The 19,471-nt window shown below is 63.5% G+C and carries 18 protein-coding genes; 13 read left to right on the forward strand and 5 right to left on the reverse strand.

The features are described from left to right. Nucleotides 1–335: 335 nt before the first annotated feature. From HPY44_05655 to HPY44_05705, 11 genes are all read left to right on the forward strand, one after another. A complete protein-coding gene (locus HPY44_05655) occupies nucleotides 336–1,538 on the forward strand; it encodes an argininosuccinate synthase (protein NSW55477.1) in 1,203 nt (400 codons plus the stop codon). A gap of 21 nt (nucleotides 1,539–1,559) precedes the next feature. Further along, entirely contained in the window at nucleotides 1,560–1,868 is a 309-nt protein-coding gene (locus tag HPY44_05660) for a nucleotidyltransferase domain-containing protein (protein NSW55478.1), read from the forward strand. Then, nucleotides 1,858–2,223, forward strand: a complete 366-nt coding sequence (locus tag HPY44_05665; protein NSW55479.1) for a DUF86 domain-containing protein — start codon at nucleotides 1,858–1,860, stop codon at nucleotides 2,221–2,223. Before HPY44_05660 ends, HPY44_05665 begins: the two co-directional genes overlap by 11 nt. A gap of 11 nt (nucleotides 2,224–2,234) precedes the next feature. After that, on the forward strand, nucleotides 2,235–3,314 hold the full coding sequence (locus HPY44_05670; protein ID NSW55480.1) for a threonine synthase: 1,080 nt from the start codon (nucleotides 2,235–2,237) through the stop codon (nucleotides 3,312–3,314). 34 nt (nucleotides 3,315–3,348) lie between these two features. Next, nucleotides 3,349–4,050, forward strand: a complete 702-nt coding sequence (locus tag HPY44_05675; GenBank protein ID NSW55481.1) for a class I SAM-dependent methyltransferase — start codon at nucleotides 3,349–3,351, stop codon at nucleotides 4,048–4,050. Between the two features lie 58 nt (nucleotides 4,051–4,108). Further along, a complete protein-coding gene (locus HPY44_05680) occupies nucleotides 4,109–4,996 on the forward strand; it encodes a phosphoribosylaminoimidazolesuccinocarboxamide synthase (protein ID NSW55482.1) in 888 nt (295 codons plus the stop codon). Between the two features lie 8 nt (nucleotides 4,997–5,004). Then, nucleotides 5,005–6,414, forward strand: a complete 1,410-nt coding sequence (tilS, locus tag HPY44_05685; protein NSW55483.1) for a tRNA lysidine(34) synthetase TilS — start codon at nucleotides 5,005–5,007, stop codon at nucleotides 6,412–6,414. Between the two features lie 119 nt (nucleotides 6,415–6,533). Next, nucleotides 6,534–8,429 carry an ATP-dependent zinc metalloprotease FtsH gene (locus tag HPY44_05690; GenBank protein ID NSW55484.1) on the forward strand — a complete coding sequence of 632 codons (1,896 nt, stop codon included), beginning with the start codon at nucleotides 6,534–6,536 and terminating at the stop codon, nucleotides 8,427–8,429. A 185-nt stretch (nucleotides 8,430–8,614) separates the two neighbouring features. After that, a complete protein-coding gene (locus HPY44_05695; GenBank protein NSW55485.1) occupies nucleotides 8,615–9,160 on the forward strand; it encodes a hypothetical protein in 546 nt (181 codons plus the stop codon). Nucleotides 9,161–9,163: 3 nt separating this feature from the next. After that, nucleotides 9,164–9,700, forward strand: coding sequence for a 2-amino-4-hydroxy-6-hydroxymethyldihydropteridine diphosphokinase (folK, locus tag HPY44_05700; protein NSW55486.1), 537 nt, complete (start codon nucleotides 9,164–9,166; stop codon nucleotides 9,698–9,700). A gap of 120 nt (nucleotides 9,701–9,820) precedes the next feature. Beyond that, complete coding sequence (locus tag HPY44_05705) at nucleotides 9,821–10,513, forward strand: hypothetical protein (protein NSW55487.1); 693 nt, start codon at nucleotides 9,821–9,823, stop codon at nucleotides 10,511–10,513. 83 nt (nucleotides 10,514–10,596) lie between these two features. Here the strand turns inward: HPY44_05705 and HPY44_05710 are convergent, their stop codons facing one another. Next, on the reverse strand, nucleotides 10,597–11,094 hold the full coding sequence (locus HPY44_05710; GenBank protein NSW55488.1) for a 3-isopropylmalate dehydratase small subunit: 498 nt from the start codon (nucleotides 11,092–11,094) through the stop codon (nucleotides 10,597–10,599). Between the two features lie 32 nt (nucleotides 11,095–11,126). Then, nucleotides 11,127–12,380, reverse strand: coding sequence for a 3-isopropylmalate dehydratase large subunit (gene leuC / locus HPY44_05715; GenBank protein ID NSW55489.1), 1,254 nt, complete (start codon nucleotides 12,378–12,380; stop codon nucleotides 11,127–11,129). A 219-nt stretch (nucleotides 12,381–12,599) separates the two neighbouring features. Here leuC and HPY44_05720 point away from each other — a divergent pair, with 219 nt between their 5' ends. After that, on the forward strand, nucleotides 12,600–13,676 hold the full coding sequence (locus tag HPY44_05720; protein NSW55490.1) for a hypothetical protein: 1,077 nt from the start codon (nucleotides 12,600–12,602) through the stop codon (nucleotides 13,674–13,676). 25 nt (nucleotides 13,677–13,701) lie between these two features. Beyond that, nucleotides 13,702–14,907: a hypothetical protein gene (locus HPY44_05725; protein ID NSW55491.1), complete on the forward strand. Its 1,206-nt coding sequence runs from the start codon at nucleotides 13,702–13,704 to the stop codon at nucleotides 14,905–14,907. 3 nt (nucleotides 14,908–14,910) lie between these two features. Here HPY44_05725 and HPY44_05730 read toward each other — a convergent pair whose 3' ends face one another. The 3 genes from HPY44_05730 to HPY44_05740 all read right to left on the reverse strand — a co-directional run bounded on the left by HPY44_05730 (nucleotide 14,911) and on the right by HPY44_05740 (nucleotide 19,413). Further along, nucleotides 14,911–17,385: a tetratricopeptide repeat protein gene (locus tag HPY44_05730; protein NSW55492.1), complete on the reverse strand. Its 2,475-nt coding sequence runs from the start codon at nucleotides 17,383–17,385 to the stop codon at nucleotides 14,911–14,913. Between the two features lie 113 nt (nucleotides 17,386–17,498). Further along, entirely contained in the window at nucleotides 17,499–18,692 is a 1,194-nt protein-coding gene (locus tag HPY44_05735) for a glycosyltransferase family 4 protein (GenBank protein ID NSW55493.1), read from the reverse strand. Between the two features lie 34 nt (nucleotides 18,693–18,726). Continuing rightward, nucleotides 18,727–19,413: a response regulator transcription factor gene (locus HPY44_05740; protein ID NSW55494.1), complete on the reverse strand. Its 687-nt coding sequence runs from the start codon at nucleotides 19,411–19,413 to the stop codon at nucleotides 18,727–18,729. Nucleotides 19,414–19,471: the final 58 nt, after the last annotated feature.

Here is a 19,471-nt window from a genome sequence, read left to right on the forward strand (position 1 = left end):
AGGCACAGCCGTCACCCCGAAGGCAGACCACCCGTGGAAGAAACCCTACAAAGGAGACTCCCGACCCCAACGGCAGTAGGACATTTCTACTTTGCACAAAACCGGACATTTCTACTTTGCGTTGACAGTTCCGCCCCCTGATCTTGCCTTCGGACCGCTTTGCATCTATACTCCGGTACACGATTCTTCTCCGGAGCATTGGTGACGTCGGCCGTGGGACCACTGACCACCCCTTGCAACCAACGCATCAGGTGACGCCCGGGCATCCGAAAGGACCCGGGCATCGGTGCGTGCCTCGTTGAGACCAGAATCCATATGCCAAAGAGGCGATGAAAATGGCCGAAAAGTGCGTGCTTGCCTATTCCGGTGGACTGGACACATCCGTCGCGATTCGCTGGATCGCCGAGAAGTATAACGTTGACGTGATCGCCGTTGCCGTGGACGTGGGCGAGGAGAAGGACTATGAGGGCATCCGGGCAAAGGGCGAGCAGGTCGGCGCCGTCAAGTCGGTGGTCTGCGACCGGAAAGAAGCCTTCTTCAACGACTACATCACCCGCGCCATCGCCGCGAATCTCATGTACGAGCACAAGTACCCTGCATTCACCGCGCTGGCGCGGCCGTTGCTTGCCCAGACCCAGGTGGAAGTCGCCAAGGCTGAGGGCGCCACGCTGCTGGCCCACGGCTGCACCGGCAAGGGCAATGACCAGGTGCGCTTCGAAGTCACCTATCAGGCGCTCGCGCCGGAGATGCGCGTGATCGCCCCGGCTCGCGAGTGGGGCATGACCCGGGAGGAAGAGATCGACTACGCCGCCAAGTTCGGTATCCCGGTCCCGGTGGGCAAAGGCAGCCCGTATTCCACCGACACCAATATGTGGGGCCGCTCCATCGAGTGCGGGCTCATCGAGGACCCGTCCAAAGAAGCCCCCGAAGATGCCTGGCAGTGGACCGTCAGCCCCATGGATGCCCCCGACCAGCCCACGTACGTGACCATCACCTTCGAATCCGGAGTGCCCGTTGCCCTGGATGGCGTGAAGATGGGCGGCGTCGAACTGGTCGCGAAGCTCAACAAACTCGGCGGGGCCAATGGCGTGGGTCGCGTGAACATGCTGGAGAACCGCCTGGTGGGGATCAAGTCCCGCGAGCTTTACGAGACGCCGGCGGCCACGATCCTCCTGGCCGCTCACCGCGACCTTGAGAGCATGACACTGGACCGCGAGACCGCGCATTTCAAGCCCTATCTCGAACTGCGTTACGCGGAACTCGTGTATTACGGCCTGTGGTTCACCCCGCTGCGCCAGTCCATCGACGCCTTCATGGCCGAAACCCAGAAGCGCGTGAACGGGAACGTCACGGTGAAACTTTACAAAGGAACCTGCGAGGCGGTTGCGCGGGAATCAGAGAACTCCCTGTACGACTACTCACTCGCGACCTACGACGCGGCGGACAAGTTCGACCACACAGCGTCGGTGGGGTTCATCAAGGTCTTCGGCATGGGTGCGAAAGTCAGCGCCGCCGTGGACCGGAAGAATGGGTTGTAGAGCGCGAAGGCAAGACATCGCATGATCGGTCTGGTGGCGTCCCGGATGGAGCAGGTACGAGCCCTCTGCCGCGAGTTCCACGTGCGGCGGCTGGAGCTCTTCGGCTCGGCGGTTGGCGACCAGTTCGATCCGGAGACGAGCGACCTCGACTTCCTGGTGGAGTTCCTGCCGCTCAGAGAGGGCCACAGGGCGGACGCGTACTTCGGGCTGCTCGAAGGCCTTCAGGCCCTCTTCGGACGCCCCGTGGATCTGGTGATGGTGCGGGCGGTGCAGAACCGGTACTTCCTTGAAGCCATCGAGGAGCAGCGCGAGGTGCTCTATGCGGCGTGAGGCCAGAAAGCTCCTGGAGGACATCCGCCAGGCTGCGGGGTTCATCCGCGGCTTCGTGTCGGGCCGGACCTTCGAGGACTATGATGATGACATTCTGCTCAGGTCGGCAGTGGAACGGCAACTGGAGATCATTGGCGAAGCCCTCAACCAGCTCACTCGAACCGACCCGGCTGCAGCCGGCAGCATCACCGCGTCGCCGCGCATCATTGCCTTCCGGAACATTCTGATACACGGCTATAGCATCGTGGAGAACGAGGTGGTCTGGGACGTGGTGCAGACGCACCTGCCCGCGCTCAACCAGCAAGTGGCCGCACTGATCGCCGAGGAGACGTCTGACCCGCCGCACGGAGAGTGAGACCGCCCACCATGCCCACAGAGCCCATCCACCGCCCTTGGCGCGGGGTTATCGAAGAGTACCGACAGTTCCTCCCGGTCAGCGACAAGACCCCCGTGGTCACGCTGCTCGAGGGTGGCACGCCGCTCATCGAGAGCCTGCATATCGCGGAGCGTCTGCCCGGGAAGATCCGCCTGTTCTTCAAGTATGAGGGCGTCAACCCTACCGGGTCCTTCAAAGATCGCGGGATGACCATGGCCGTGACCAAAGCCCTCGAGGAGGGCATGAAGGTCACCATGTGCGCCTCCACGGGTAATACATCCGCTTCCGCAGCGGCGTATTCGGCCCGGGCCGGGATGAAGTGCGTGGTGCTCATCCCCGACGGGAAGATCGCCATGGGCAAGCTGGCCCAGGCCCTGGCATACGGCGCGCGGACCATCCAGCTTGCGGGCAATTTCGACGAGGCCCTGGAACTGGTGCGCGAAGTCACCAGCCAGTACCCGATCCAGCTGCTAAACTCCCTGAACCCGTACCGCATGGAGGGCCAGAAGACCGGGGCCTTCGAGATCTGCGACGCTCTCGGGGGGCCGCCGGATTTCCACGCACTGCCGGTGGGCAACGCGGGCAATATCTCGGCCTACTGGTGGGGTTACGAAGAGTACTACAAGGCGGGCATCGTGGACCGCAAGCCGGTGATGCTGGGCTTCCAGGCGGCTGGGGCTTGCCCTCTCGTGACCGGCGAGCCCTGCGCGAAGCCCGAGACCCTCGCCACCGCGATCCGTATCGGCAACCCGGCACGCTGGACCGACGCCGAAAACGCCGTGAACAACTCCGGCGGCCTGTTCCGTGCGGTCACCGACGAGGAGATCATCGCGGCCTACCGGGACCTTGCGGCGGAAGAGGGCATTTTCGTGGAGCCCGCCTCGGCGGCATCGCTGGCAGGGGTCTACAAGCTGGTTGGCGAAGGGTATTTCGGGAATAATCCGGCGACGGTGGTCTGCACCCTGACCGGGCACGGTCTGAAGGACCCCGACAGCGCGGTGGAGTACACCAGCAAGCCGGAGAAGTGCCCGAAGGACATGAAGGCCCTGGTGGCAATGCTGGGGTTGTGAGGGGAATGGGCTGACACAACTGGCCCGGTGACAGATGAAGAGACTCCTGCTGGTCACTCTCGCCTTCGCTCTAGTCCTCCCCGCCCTGGCGGAGGATGAGTACGTCGCCCTGCTCAAGAGCAAGGTGCCCGGGTGGGAGCGGTTCACCAACGGCCGGTTCGCGCCGATGTACGAGCCCCTTGCGCAGCAGATGGTCCAAGATTACGGGCTCAAGGATGGCGTCGCAGTCGAGATCGGCAGCAGTTGCAGCCCCTTTCTGCTCCATCTCGCCCGCAGGACGAAGATGATCTGCTACGCCCTGGATGTCGACCCCTGGGCCATGCGTCTGCTCGGGGTCTTCGCGGACCAGGCCGGGCTCACAGAGCGTGTCGTCCCTGTCTGGGGGGACGTGCAGAGCATGCCTTTCCGGGACAACTTCGCGGACTTCATCTTCAGCCGCGGGTCCATCCCCTTCTGGCCCGACCAGGTGAAGGGCCTGCGCGAGTGCTACCGGGTGCTCAAGCCCGGCGGCGTGGGATACATCGGCCACGGCGGCTTCGGGCGACTGCTCAGCCCGGAGGACCGCCAGAAGTTGGTGGAATGGCGCCTGGGCTGGGGCCCCGAGGAAGAGAATCGGCCTCAGGGCTGGCGCGGCCCCAAAGACCGGATGCTCACCATGGCCGCGGAGATTGGCATGCGAGAAGCGAGACTGGTTACTGAGCCGGATGTGGGCTGGTGGCTGGAGTTTCGGAAGTAGCTACGTGTGAACCTTGCAATACAGGCCGCTGACCCTATCTCGTGAGGTTAACCTGCCAATGTCATCAGCCGAAATGACCGTCCTCAAGACCGACCTGCCCGGCGCTGTCGCGTCCCGTTCCGGCAAGGTGCGCGACGTGTATGACTACGGCGACGGCATGCTCATCGTCGCCAGCGACCGCATCTCGGCCTTCGACGTCATCATGGCCAACGGGATCCCCGAAAAGGGGAAGATCCTCACCCAGCTTTCGCTGATGTGGTTCGACCTGCTCAAACCCGTCACACCGAACCACCTGATCAGCGCCAGTGTGAGCGACTTTCCCGAAGCAGCGCAGCCTTTCGCGGATATCCTCGAGGGCCGCACCATGTGGTGCAAGAAGGCCCAGGTGATCCCGGTGGAGGCCATCGTCCGCGGGTACCTCGCGGGCAGCGGCTGGAAGTCTTACCAGAAGACCGGCGAGGTCTGCGGGCACAAGCTGCCACCCGGACTCGTGCAGTCCCAGAAGCTGCCGGAGCCCATCTTCACCCCCACTGCCAAGGCGGAAAGCGGGCACGACTGGGACATGACCCGAGACGAAGTCGCTGACCAACTGGGGGCCGAGCTTGCCGCGAAACTGGAGACCAAGGCCATTGAGATTTACCTGACGGCTTCGGAGTATGCCGCCGAGCATGGATTCATCATTGCCGACACCAAGTTCGAGTTCGGCCTGGTGGATGGCGAGATGATCCTGATCGACGAAGTGCTGACACCGGACTCATCGCGTTATTGGGACATCAACAAGTATGAGCCGGGCAAGGCGCAGGAATCCTATGACAAGCAGTATGTGCGGGATTACCTGGAGACACTGGACTGGAACAAGGAGCCCCCAGGGCCCGAACTGCCGGCGGACGTGGTAACCCGGACGCGAGATATCTACCGGGAGACCCTCCGTCGCCTGACAAGCTGAGGCGCGACGTGACTGGAGCGCGGGGTATCCTCGAGACCAAGCTGATCGCGGCCGTCGAGCGACACGGAATGCTGTCGCCCGGTGACCGCGTTTTGCTTGCGCTTTCCGGAGGGCAGGACTCGCTGGCGCTACTGCACTGCCTGCATCGTCTTGGCCCGGAACTGAGTATCGACCTCGAGGCCGCGCATCTGAACCACGGAATCCGCGGCGAAGAGGCCGATGAGGACCAGCGGTTCGTCGAGGCACTCTGCGAAAAGTGGGGCGTGCCGCTGGCCGTGGCCCGCGTCGATGTGCCTGCGGTAGCGAAGCGCGACGGGATTTCCCTGGAGCAGGCGGGCCGTGCTGAACGATATGCCTTCCTGCGTCGGGTAGCCGCCGAGCGAGACTGCAGACGGATTGCCTTGGCCCACACGGCCACCGACCGCGCAGAGACCGTGCTGATGAACATTCTGCGCGGCGCGGGACTGGGAGGGTTGCGGGGCATCGCCGCGGTGAACGGCGAGGTCATCCGCCCTCTCATCGAGGTAACCCGCGAGGAGACGGCGGAGTACTGCGCCGAACATGGGCTTCAGCCGCGGCATGACCGGACCAATGAGGATACAGGGGCCCACTTGCGCAACCGGGTCCGGCTAGAATTGATGCCCCTCCTGGCGCGGAATTATGCGCCGGGAATCGAGGACTGCCTGCTGCGCCTGGCGAAGGTAGTTGAGGGTGAACTGGAATGGACGCGCGAGGCCGAGAATGCAGCTTACTCCGACCTGGCTCACTGGGAGGAGCGCGGCCTGGGCCTGCTTCTTGCGCCGCTCCAGGAGATGCCCCAAGGGCTTGCGCGACGGATGGTCCGGCGGGCGATTGGGGACGTTGTCGGATCATTGGAGGGCTTCACGCTGCAGCACGTGGATGCGGTGCTCGGTCTGGCAGCTCAAGGCCGCACCGGCGCCCGTGTCCAGCTTCCCGGCGGCTACCGGGCCGAGCGCGGCTACGAACGGCTCCTAATGTCCACCGGGTGTGCGATGGATGAGGAACCCGGCCCATGGGAAGTCACGTTACAGATACCGGGAGCGGTTGCATTGCCTCCCGGCGGCAAGGTCTGCGCCAGGACCGTCCCGGTGCCTGGTGATCCACGAGCCTGCGGAGCTTGCGAGGCGTATCTGGATTTCGCAGCGATCGGCTCCACTGTGTGCGTGCGCAGCCGCCGGCCGGGGGACCGCATGCAGCTTGTGGGCATGTCCGGATCGCGCAAACTGCAGGACTTGATGGTGGACCGGAAGATCCCTCGGCAGGAACGGGACCGAGTGCCGGTTGTTCTAAACAGCAGGGGAGAGATCGTGTGGGTCGGTGGATGTGGGGTGTCCCGGACCGGAGCGATCCATGAACGTTCCGCGGCGGCAGTGCACATCCGTTGGCTCGGCTGTTGAGCGCGACGCCTCTTCCCTGTAGATTGTGAGGAGGCCGGGACAACCCGGCATGACGAATGAACAAACAGAATCCTGTGGTACTCATACTGGTAGCCGTGGCCTGCGCTTACGCCATCTGGATGGTGCCCAAGCTGTCAGGCCAGGTCCAGGTCAAGAAGTTCGACAATCTCGCCGAGTTCTACGACGGGCTCAAAGCCGGGCATTTCTCGGAGCTGACCATCGTCGGCGAGCGACAGGTCCGCGGCAAGTTTGCGACACAGGCCAAAGGCCGGTACGACGCCAGCTACGATGAGTTTATTGTTGACGTCGTCCTCGACGCCGAGACAATTCGTGAGATCACCGAGATTGCGCCGTCGACCACCAAGGTCTCCATCAGCCACGGCTTGTGGGCGGACCGCCTGCTCCAACTGGCAGGCAATGTCATCATACCTCTGGCGATACTGATTTTTCTGTGGGTCTTTTTCACCAGGCAGATGCGCATGGGCGGTGGGCAGGCTCTGTCTTTCGGCCGCAGCCAGGCCAAGCTCCTGGGTGATAATTTCGAGAAGGTTACCTTCGACGACGTGGCGGGCATGAGGGAGGTCAAAGAGGAACTACAGGAGGTCGTGGAGTTTCTCAAGTACCCTGAGAAGTTCCGCGCCCTGGGAGCGAAGATCCCCCGCGGCGTTCTGCTTGTTGGCCCGCCCGGTTGTGGAAAGACCCTTCTGGCCCGTGCCGTGGCCGGTGAGGCGAACTGCGCGTTCTTCTATATCAGCGGCTCGGACTTCGTGGAGATGTTCGTGGGTGTCGGAGCCTCCCGGGTCCGCGACCTGTTCGACCAGGCCAAGCAACACTTGCCGGCGATCATATTCATCGATGAGCTTGACGCGGTGGGGCGTCTGCGGGGCGCGGGTCTCGGAGGCGGGCACGATGAGCGCGAGCAGACACTCAACGCCCTCCTGGTTGAGATGGACGGGTTCGACCCCAACGCCGATATCATCATCCTGGCTGCCACAAACCGGCCGGACATCCTCGATCCGGCCCTGCTTCGCCCGGGACGCTTCGACCGACGTGTGGTTGTGGACAACCCGGATGTGGGAGAGCGCGAGGCGATCCTGAACATCTATGCGAAGGACAAGCCGATCGGCGAGGATGTGGAAATTCGCACCCTCGCCCGCCGCACCCCGGGCTTTTCTGGCGCGGACATTGAAAACCTCGTCAATGAGGCGGCGCTGCTTGCGGCACGGCGAGACAAGAAGACTATCAACATGCCGGAGTTCGATGAGGCTATCGAGCGCGTGATCGCCGGCCCTGAACGACGAAGTCGGGTGATTCGCGAGAACGAACGCCGGATTCTGGCCTACCATGAAGCCGGTCACGCGCTTGTAGGATGCATGCTGCCGGACTTCGACCGCACCTACAAAGTGACAATCCTGCCCCGCGGCATGGCGCTGGGATATACTATTAGCCTGCCTGAAGATGACCGGTATCTGGTCACGCGGCGCGAACTCATCTCCCGGGCGACCCAGGCTCTCGGCGGCCGTGCTGCGGAGTCTCTGGTGTTCGATGACATCACCACCGGCGCGGCCAACGACATCGAGAAGGTCACCGAAATGGCTCGGCAGATGGTGACCGAGTTCGGAATGAGCGAGGCTCTGGGCCCCCTTGCTTACGGCAAGCGCCACGGCCCTATCTTCCTGGCGCGCGATCTCGCGGAAGAGCGCAATTACAGCGAAAACATCGCGCAACAGATTGACCTCGAGATCCGCCGCATTGTGGATCAGGCCTATGATGCTGCGAAAGCGATCCTCGTGGAGAACCGCGACAAGCTGGATGCGCTGGTAGAGGTTCTGCTTGAGAAGGAATCGCTGGACCAGGAGGAAGTTCAGGCCATCGTCAAGACAGGCCGCCTTCCGGAGCCTGAACCGTCGGAGCAGCCGGTGCGCAGGGCTCAGTCTCCGACCGAGCCCGCGGCGCCTCCCGTCACACCACCGGGCAGGCCCGCGGGAGCGCCTAAGCCGATATCACCCGAGTGACCACGCTTCCAAAGGACGCAGTCCTCCCGACCGTGCGTTTCGCGCCACCGGGGGCCTGCGCGTGCGTCAGGAGTCTTCCGATACGAGACCCGTCTGCGCCCCCAGAATCTTGCGGCGGCGCCAGACTGGACAGGAACCGCTTCACCGCCATGCAACGTCGAGACCCAACAACCGGAATGGGAACGTTGAGATCTTTCAGGCACCTTGCTGACGCCGTGGAAGCGCAGATCGCGGGAGGTCATTACGACCGCGCTGCCAGACTGTGCGAGCGGGAATTGGAGGCCAGCCCCACGGCGGTCTCGGTGCTGGAACTGCTGACCAGCGTCTGGGAGCGCGGCGGCCGAATGGAGCGCGCTCGTGAAGCCGCCGTCCGCTGGGCTACCGTAGCGCCCCTCGATCCCCGGGCCCACTATCGCCTGGCCCTCATCGAGCAGCGATTGCAGAGCTACGACTGGGCCGTCTATCGATTCAAACTCGCCATGGTCCACGCCGGCGCTGACCACGCCCTCCGGGTGGCCGCTCAGGATGCCCTTCATTCGCTGGACGCTTTCCAGTCCCGGCAGGTCCTAGCCATGCGCGACGTTGATCCCACCTTCCGGGCCAGGCTCCTTGTCGACCCTGAGCGCGCGTTGACCGAACGCGGCTTCGCGCTGTCCGAGGAGGCGCACCGGGCATTGCTCTCCGGCCTGCGCCGGCTTCCTCGAGGACCCCGGCCACCAAGGCTTTCCTGACCCATGCCTCCGTCCCTCGCGCCGGAACTTGTCTACCTCGGCCTCGGCGGAAACCTCGGGCGCCGCGCCCGCAATCTCTCCCGTGCTCTCCTGCGACTGTCTCTCACTCCCGGCATCCATCTGTCGGCCCTGTCGCGGGTCTACGAGACAGCTGCCTGGGGCGTGGAGGACCAGCCGCATTTCCTCAACATGGCGGCCGCGGCGAGGGTCGAGCTCGCACCTGAAGCCCTCCTGTCATCGCTCAAGGCGATTGAGCGGGAACTGGGGCGCGTCCCCGGTGAGCGCTGGGGACCTCGCCCGGTGGACATAGACATCCTGCTGTTCGGCGACCGCTCTGTGCGAACTCCCGAGCTGACCCTTCCGCACCCGTATCTTGCAGAGCGCCAGTTTGTGCTGGTCCCTCTGTATGACGTGGCGCCGGGACTTACGCTGCCCGATGGTCGAAGCGTGGCTACTTTGGCGAAGCCGTCCGACCAGTCACTGCGCCTCGTTGGCAGCCTGTCGGAAGCCCTGCATGTCGAAGCCGATCAGGCCAAGTGATTCCTCGCCTGTGTTTTCTCCTCCAGATTGTCCGCTGATTTCTTGACAATAGCCTTGACAAGCCCGGTTTATTCAGTAATATAAGCATATTATTATTGTCTGAAACGGAGTGATTCACCTATGCGCACCCGCCTCCTGCTCGCTCTGCCACTGCTCCTTACTTTCGCTCTGCCGTCTCAAGCGATGGACTCGCTCAACATGCCCACCGGCAATGCCATGAAACCCGGTACTTCCGAACTCAACTTCATCTATGTCACCCAACCGCTGAAGGTCAACAGGGCCGGCCAGGTGAAGGTCGATGACATGCGCTATGTGAAGCTCTTCACCGGCGTCACCGACCGTCTGCAGGTTGACGTGGATTACCTGGACATTGCCCATGCCGACAGCTACGGCATCCTGAACGCCTACTACACTGTGTTCAAGGAGACTCCGGAGCATCCGTCGCTGGTCGTGGGCGGCACGAACCTCACAGGCTCCGACTGGCTTGGGGGAACCGACTTCGGCGGCAATCCGGACTATGACGACCCGTCCTTCTTTGCCCTCGGGGCCTACAATCTGGCCAAGCCCGCAAAGCCGAGTTGGAAGACCCCGCTGGTGCGCCTGCATCTCGGTTGGGGCAACAACTTCCACGACGAAGAGCTTTTCGGGATGCTCCAGCTCAAGTTCGACCCGCGTTTCACTGCGGTCGTGCAGAACTACAAGTCGATGCCCACGTACATCGGCACCTACCAGGTGACCGACGACATGCAGGTGAGCATCGGGACCATGGACAGCAATTTCTTCTGGCGCGTCGGCGGGGTGCTCAAGTGGTAGGCTGCAGACAGTCTGATGCCCGCTAACACGCGAGCCGGCCCACACGGGGCCGGCTCGCTTATTCGTCTCGGGCGAGGCGATCTTCAGTCAACGCCAAGGCGCTTGCGCACCAGGTTTTTCAGCCCACCGGCCTCAACCAGCGTCTGCGCCATACCCACCAGCGGCGGGAAGGTGGTCTCGGTGCCCCGAGTCAGATTGCGCACGACACCTCCGGACAGGTCCACCTCAATCTCGTCGCCGCTCTCGATGCCGAGACGGGCCACATCACATTCCACGATGGGCAGGCCGATATTCAACGCATTCCGGTAGAAGATGCGCGCGAAGGTCTCGGCGATGACACAGCTTACCCCGGCGCCCTTGATGGCGATAGGCGCGTGTTCGCGGGAGCTGCCGCAGCCGAAGTTCTTCCCAGCAACGATGATATCGCCAGGCTTCACCCGCTTGATGAAGTCCTTGTCGATGTCTTCCATGCAATGGGCGGCCAGTTCCTCGGCCGTGTTCATGTTCAGGTAACGCGCCGGGATGATGACGTCCGTATCCACGTGGTCGCCGTACTTGTGGGCATTTCCCTTGATGATCATGGGCGGGTCTCCAGTATTCAGGTGAACGCGGGTCAGATCTCTTCGGGCCCGCTGATCTTGCCGGTAATTGCGCTGGCCGCGGCGACGTACGGGCTGGCCAGGTAGACTTCGCTTTCGGTGTGCCCCATGCGGCCCACGAAATTGCGGTTGGTGGTGGCGACGGCGCGCTCACCTGCCGCGAGGATCCCCATATGGCCGCCGAGACACGGTCCGCAAGTAGGCGTGCTCACGAGACAGCCCGCCTCCAGGAAGAGCTCCACCAGGCCCTTGCGAGTCGCCTCCAGGTGGATCTCATGGCTGCCCGGGATGATCAGGCAGCGAATGCCCTCGGCGACCTTATGCCCGCGCAAGATTTCCGCAGCAGCTTCCAAGTCTTCCATGCGGCCGTTGGTGCAGGCGCCGATGACCACCTGGTCAATGGCGATGTCCCCGACTTCAGAGATCCCGCGAGTATTCTCCGGCAGATGCGGGAAGCTCACCTGCGGCTCGATATCCGCCGCATCCCAGTCGAAAACCTCGGCGTAGTCTGCGTCGGCGTCGCTGGTGAAGAGCGAGAACTCCCGCTTCGCCCGGGGGGTCACCCAGTCGACTGTGGTCTGGTCGGGGGCGATCAGACCCGCCTTGCCACCGGCCTCGATGGCCATGTTGCAGATGGTGAAGCGGTCGGCCATGGGCAGGGCTTCGATGACCGGGCCCGCGAACTCCATCGCCCGGTAGCGCGCGCCGTCCACTCCGATCTTGCCGATGGTGAACAGGATCAGGTCCTTCCCCGTGACCCACTTGCGGCGCTGGCCGGAGAAGATGAACTTCATGCTTTCGGGCACCCGGAACCAGCTCTCACCCAGGGCCATGCCCGCGCCGGCATCGGTGGAGCCGACACCTGTCGCGAAGGCGCCCAGCGCACCGTAAGTGCAGGTGTGCGAGTCCGCGCCGATCACCACGTCACCCGGCAGTACAATGCCCTTATCCGGCAGGATGATATGCTCGATCCCGCCGCCGCAGGCCTCGTAGAAATGCCGGATGCCCTGCTCACGCGCGAAGTCTCGCATGAGCTTGGTGTTCATCGCGGACTTGATGTCCTTGTTCGGCGTGGAGTGGTCGGCCACGAGAGCGATGCGCTCGGGGTCGAACACCTTCGTCGCGCCCATTTCCGCGAAGGCCTCCAGGGCCAGCGGAGCGGTAATGTCATTGGCGAGCACGCAGCTCAGCTTGCAGTTCACGAACTGCCCGGGCTTGACGTTGTCCTCGCCGGCGGCATTTGCCAGCAACTTTTCAGCTATGTTCATGGGGGTTTCCTCACTGCACCCGGATCCCCGGTGCAAGGGGTCGCAAAACGCCCCGCGACACATGCGCGGGGCGCGTCACATCGTGGTAAGTGTAGAATTGGGTTGGGTTTCTGTCAAGGAAGGGCACACAGCGCCCGCAACACAAGACCCCGCGGATATGATACAGTAGACGAGCCGGCCAATGCCGGCATACATCGCTTCTGCCATGGAGGGTCCCCCATGCTGCGCGAGCTTGAGTACAAGGCGGATGTCCGTGAGGCCGCTGAACGCATGGCCGCGTTCTGGGAGAAGCGCGATCTCGACCGCCCGGCCATCTGGATCACTGCCAATCGCGAAGAACCCTTGCCCGGACCAGAGCCGCCTGCGCCTCCTTCGGATCCCGTTGCCATCTGGGCCGACCAGGATTACCGACTCGCAGCCGGCGAAAGCGCCATGCGGCGCGTCTGGTTTCTCGCCGAGGCCTTCCCGGTGATGCAGACCCAGCTCGGGCCCGGCTCCCTGGCCATACATCTCGGATCTGAGCCTGTATTCCAGCCAGGCACCGTCTGGTACGAGCCCTGCTTCGACGGCCTGCGCGGCTCGCCCGACCTGTCGCTCAACCCGGATGAGCCGTGGTGGCGCTGGACTTTGGAGTTCACGCGCCGGGCCTGCGCCGAGGGTGCCGGCAAGTGGGTCGTTGCCTTCCCCGACCTCATCGAGAACCTGGACATTCTCGCAAGCCTGCGTGGGTCCCTGGAACTTCTCACGGACCTTATCGACTGCCCGGATGAGGTACACCGCTACCAGCGCCAGATTCTAGACCTGTACATGGCGGCCTACGACGAACTGGCGACACTGCAAAACATCCCGGCGCAGGGCTCGGTTTTCGTGAGTTTCCCCGGCTGGGGTCCCGGCCGCGTCTGCAAGCTGCAGTGCGACATGTCCTGCATGATCTCTCCCGAGGCCTTCCGTGAGTTCGTCCAGCCGTACCTGCGGTCACAGTGCCGGCGCATTGACCACTGCTTCTACCATCTCGACGGACCGGGAGCGGTCTGCCATCTGCCCGCGCTCCTGGAGATCGAAGAACTGCACGGAATCCAGTGGACGCCCGGCGCGGGTGTCGAGGGTGTGGATGATGAGCGCTGGTGGCCGTTGTATGATGAAATCCAGGCAGCCGGCAAGAGCACCTTCATCCTGGGTGTTGCGCCCGGGAATGTGAAGCGCCTGCTGGACCGTTTCGATCCGCAACTGACCTTCGTGAGCACTCACTGCGCGAGCCGTGAGGAAGCCGAGAGCATCCTGTTGTCCATCTCCTGATCTGCCGCGACCCGGAGCACCGAATATGAAACCGTTCCTCCAGCCTGTGAACATCCCAACTGCACAATACGAGACCCTCGCGCGCCTTGCCGCCGAGACACTGGACGGTTGCCGGACCGTGGCTGATGACGGCACACCCATCTACCGACCCGATGCTTCGGGACACTACAACGCTCTGTGGACCCGTGACTTCTGCTACATGCTCGAGGGCGCCGGCAACCTGATGGACCCAACAGAGGCCCTCGCGGGGATTGACTTCATCCTCGCCCGGCAGCGCGAAGACGGCACGATCCCGGACCGCGTTACGGCCTCGGGAGAGCCGATCTACCTGGCCGGGCCCGTAGACCGACCCCTTGGGCGCTCTGCTCCCACCGACAACGGGCCTTTCATGGTCAAACTGGTGGCGGCCTATGTAAGACTCACCGGCGATCTGGATGCATTCCTTGCCCGGCGGGATAGCTTGTACCGAGCGGTGGAAGCCGTGCCTCTTTCCGCGGATCTTCTGGTGTTCGTGGACCCGAACCGCCCCCACCCCGACTATGGGTTCACCGACTGCATTGCCAAGACAGGCAATGTGTGGTTCGGGACCATCCTGTACTGGGAGGCCTGCCAGACCCTTGCAAAGCTCTGTGCGCGGTGCGAATACCACGACGAGGCCCACAGCTGGTACGAGCGGGCGGAGCACACATCCCGGCGCATGGGTGATTTCTGGGACGACCGCATCGGTTTGTACCGGGCGGCCAGCGAGGACTGCAATCAGCTTGATCTGTGGGGCAGCGTCTATGCCTGCGTGATCCGTGCGGCATCGAAATCCCACACGGCGCGCATTGCCGAGTACATCGCGGCACACTGGGACCGCTGCGTTCTGCACGGGCAATTGCGCCACCTGCCCGGCAACGAGCACTGGCGGCGGCTTATCATCGACGTTCCCAGGGGCGCCTACCAGAACGGGGGCTTCTGGGCCACGCCCACCGGATGGCTCGCCAAGACCATGCGCAGCCTCGACGAGGCCTGGGCGCGGCGAGTCATCGATGAGGTGGCTGCCGACTTCGAAGCCAATGGTGTGTATGAGTGGATTGGCCCACAGGAGCGCTGCCTGCCGGGATACGGGGCGAGCATCGCCAACGTGCTCGGGGCTGTCCAGCCCAGCAAGAAGCTGGACCCTCCGGATGAAAGACAAAACGCTGACACGCAGTCGTCCGGCCCCGAGGACGAGGAGACCGACGCCTGAGGTCTACCCTAGTCGGGCGAGTGCTCGCTGCAAGGAGGCAATGCGGTCCTTCAACTGCAGGGCTTCGCGCAGAGCGGCATCATTTGCCACAAGTCGCCAGTCATCCTGCACCGACACCGGCTCCATGACATAGCGCAGTCCGGCGGGTTCCGGGGGCCGAGTGGCGACCCATTCCTTGACCCGGATGTCGCGGCAGGAGATGTCCGAGTCGTCGAACTGCACACGCGCCGCATGTTCGGCACTCTGCACCTGGGTGAGTGTCGAGTACCGCCGCGACATGCGGTCTCCAGCGATCTGACGCATCCGTTGCCAGTGTCGGATCGCCGCCTCTACATCGTGCTCGCGGTTGCGCAGCATGTAGCCGAGACCGATGTTCGCATGCAGCGTGGGGTTCTGCTCGTTCTTCAGGAGCGCCTGCCGGAAGTACTGCACAGCGGCGTCCATGTACTGATTGCCCCGCCGGGTGAGAGCTTCTTTGCGGCCCTCGGACATCAGGGAGGTCGTGCGCACCGCGTTGAGGCATTCCCGCGCTTCCTTCCCTGCAACCAGCGCTGCCAGGTGGTTCATCTCCTCGCTGTCTTCCAGCCGCAGACCTTTGCGGAGATACTCCAGGGACTTCTCGTAATCTCCGGTGGCGTACAACACTCGCCCAAGATTGTAAAACGCATCCGCGGGAGCGTCGCGGCTCTCGCAAAGAATAGTGAGATGCGGGATCGCTTTCTTGGCGAGTGCGACGCCCTCGGGCTCGAGGATTCGTGTGCCGTCGATCAGGGTCGTGCGCAGCCGGTCGGACGCCCGCCCGTAGGCTGTTCCCGCAAGGTATCGTAGTTCCAGGTTATGCGGTGCGCTCTCAATGGCGCGCTCAAACCGTTCAGCGGCCTGCACGTAGTCCTCTCTCAGATACAGATACAGGCCGAGGTTGACTTGGGCTTCGATGGGGTGGGTGGCGCGGGTCGGATCGGATGTCGCGGCCTCCAGACCTGCATAGCTGCGGTGCAGTTCCGAGAAGAAATCCCGGCGCTCATTGGGATTCATGTCCGGCCGGTACTGCTCTGCTGCCAGGGCGAGAATCGCAGTAGCCAGGTCCAGCGCCAGATCCGCGTCGCTGCGCCACTGTTCCCTGCCCTCCTCAAGCACGGTGGCGGCGTCATGGATCCGGCCTTCGAGGAGCAGGACGCGCCCCAGGTTGCTGTAGGCTCTCGGGCCGGCTCCCGGCGCCTGCCGCGCCGACTGGAAGTGGGAGAGCGCCTCTGCGGTGCGGCCAAGGCTCCAGAGCGCCACGGCGAGGTTGGTCAGTGCGTCCGCGCTGCGATCCCCGGCTTCAATGCCCTCCGCCGCCGCTTTCGCGGCTTCGTCATATTCGCCACTGGCTAGCTGCAGAACGCCGAGATTGTAGAGCGCGTCGGCGCGGTGATATGGCGCGTTGGCCAGGCTCCGCAGTCCACGAATGGCGAGCTCCGTGTGTCCCTCCACCGCATGAACATTGAGGGTGTTCAATCTGATCCCGATGTTCGCCGGTTCGAGGGTCTGCGCCGCGGCCAGCATCTGGTGCGCCCATCTGGTCTTGCCGACGGTGGCGAAGACCACCGCCAGGTTGTTGACAATCCGCGGGTCTTCGGGGCTGAAGCGTGCGGCGCGGATCATGTGCCCGGCCGCCTCGCGCACACGGTCACGTTGGAAGGATATCAAGCCGAGATTGGCCCAAGCGTGCCCGTGCCTGGGGTTCTGCCGGGTTGCTCTGAGGAACCACTCCCGCGCCTGATCCAGGTCGCCCAGCTTCATGAGCAGACAGCCCATGTTGTTCATCGCCAGGGCCTGGTCGGGGACGCCAATGGATAGATCCACAACACGCAGTGGGGTGGGGTCCTGGACAAGCGGCGCGACCAGTGCGATGTTCAGGCTGGTCTCAGGCATTGGATTGCGCAGCTGTGCCCGGGCAAGCAGACGCGCCGCTTCATCACAGCGCCCTTCCGCCGCCATTACCGCTCCCAGATTGTTGAGCAGTGCGGGATCTTCGGGGGCCGCTTCGAGAGCCTCCGCAAGGTCTCGCCGGGCCGCATCTTCCGCACCGAGAAGGTGAGCGGTGACGGCGAGATCATTGAGCAGTTCAGGGCTGGACTGCCCTTTCTCGCACTGGGCCCGCAGTCGATGACCTATCGCCTCCAGCCGCCGCCGCAGGCGCCCGCGAGCGATGGCCACGCGCAGGCCAAGAGCAGTCTTGCGCAGCAGGCGGAGTGTCTGCACCGGGATAACGAAGATGAGGAAGGCAGCACTAGCGCCACCGGCGGCAGTGATGACAACCAGCGCATAGGTCACGGGCTGAAACAGGCGCGTTGCAGCATAGCCCGCGCCAACCGCGGCGAAGAACATGAGCCCGGAAAGGAGGATCGGGCTGCGATCTACCGGCAGGTCCACCTTCTGAGCCGGCTTCGCGGCGTGCCCAAGAGGCGGCGCTACCGTACTGCGTATGAGCCTCACGCTGCGTCCTCCAGCCGGTCGGGCAGATTGGGCGCCAGAATCGGCGTCTGTCTTCTGGTCCCCCCCGGAGTACGGGACGGCGGCTGATCCATCCGGCGAGGCAGCTCGCGAGATCAGCGACGCGATGCTCTGGACATTCGTGCCCGAAGCGTCCGGTCGTACAGCGCCTGAACAGTTTCGGCCACGCGGTGTGTATCGAAAGATCGCTTGGCTCGCTCGAGTCCGGCCTGCCCCATGCGCGCGGCCATCTGTGTGTCGCCAAGCAACTGGCAGATCGCCTGAGCGAGTTGAGTCTTCGACCGGGGTTCGACCAGCAACCCCGTCTCGCCATCAACCACGATTTCGGGCACGCCGCCTGAGCGTGTTGCCACCACCGGCTTGCCTGCGGCCATCGCCTCAATGATCGCCCGGCCGAAAGGTTCGTTCTCCGAAGGCAGGGCGAACACGTCCGTCAGCGCGAGGATTTCTGCAACGTCGTCGCGGAACCCCAGCCAACGCACGGCCTGAGCTACGCCCAATTCCTGCGCATAGCCCTGAAGTTCGCCGAGATAGTCGGTCTCCCAGAAGGCCACCTCACCCACCACAATCAGCACCGCGTCCGGGTATTCAGGCAGGATCAGATTCAGCGCTTCGAGCAGGACCCGATGTCCCTTCCAGGGCGTCAACCGCCCGACTACGGTGATGACGCGTGCTCCGGAAGTTATGCCAAACTCGTCGCGCAGGGCCTCGTCCGCCGGTCCTGGTGCAAACCGGTCCAGCGGGATCCCGTTGTAAATCACTTCAACGTCGATATTGCAGCCTTCAAACTGGTCGCGCACGGCGTTTGAGATCGCGATGACCCTGGGTTTGGACCACCGTCCCGCCCGAATGAGCCAGGTGAGGGCACCGCCCGGTTCCAGGATGTCGCGCACGTGCCACACCAAGGGCAGGCCCAACAGCTTCGCGGCCGCCGAACCAAGCATGTGTGCCTTCAGGGTGTTCGTGTGAACCAGGTCCGGCCGCACCTGGCGCAGGGCGCTGATGAGATTGCTCACCGGCCCCAGAGCCCTTGAGACCACCCCGACAGACTGGATCCAGGAGTTTGCCAGCCGATCCCGGCGCCACCCCAGCACTTCGGATGACTCAAACACCCGCACCTTCTCCACGCCATTCAGGTCGGCACGCTCCAGCCAGTCCGCTTTCTTCGCGCAGAGCAGCACAGGCTCGTAACGCGCCCGATCCAGGTTCCCCAACAGCTCGATCAGGCTCTTCTGTGCGCCCCCGAGTTGCTCGGCGTGGTCAACGAAAGCAATGCGTTTGGCTGGCATGCAGTGCAGTCATCCTGTTCGGGCCCGCGACGGTTCAGTCCGGCGGAGGCACGAGTTTGCGTGCCACAGCCATCGCCGCGGCATGTGCCTTGTCCTTGGCGCCGAGCTTGGTCAGGATGCTGCCCGCCAACTGCTTTACCTGACTCACGCTTACCAGCAGTTCCCCGGCGATCTCGCTGTACGTCATGCCCTGCACCACGCGCCTGAGCACATCCATTTCGCGCGGCGTGAGGCTGTATGTCTCGGGCGTCACAGCGGGTTGTTCGTCCGGCCCATCGAGAGGCACTCGCGCGATTTCCATCATCGCGCGACCCATCATCTGCGGGGACAGGTAACCCTTGCCCTCGGCCGCGAGTCGGATTGCAGTCACCAGGTCCTCGACCTCGGCGTCCTTGAGAACGTAGCCCTTGGCGCCGGCGCGCGCTACCCGGATCAGCACCTCCCTTTCGTCGTGCATGGTGAGCATGAGAACAGGAATGTGAGGGTAACGCTCCAGAACCCAGCGCGTGGCCGATACGCCATTGGGTTCATCGTCGCCGAGGTGGTAATCCATCAGGATCACCTGAAGATCACCGGCGATGTGGGGCAGCAACTGCCGCATGTCCTCGTGACTCGCGACCTCGCCCAATACATGCACCCGTGCGTCCTGTTCAAGCAGGGAGCACAGGCTCTTGCGGAACAGCGTGTGATCATCCACTACAAGTACATTGATTGGATCCATCGATCTCCCCCGTTCATAGCCTTCGCCTGCCGGTGGCTTACAGGCTACCCCCACAGCC

Source organism: Armatimonadota bacterium, assembly GCA_013314775.1.
Classification (GTDB): domain Bacteria; phylum Armatimonadota; class Zipacnadia; order Zipacnadales; family JABUFB01; genus JABUFB01.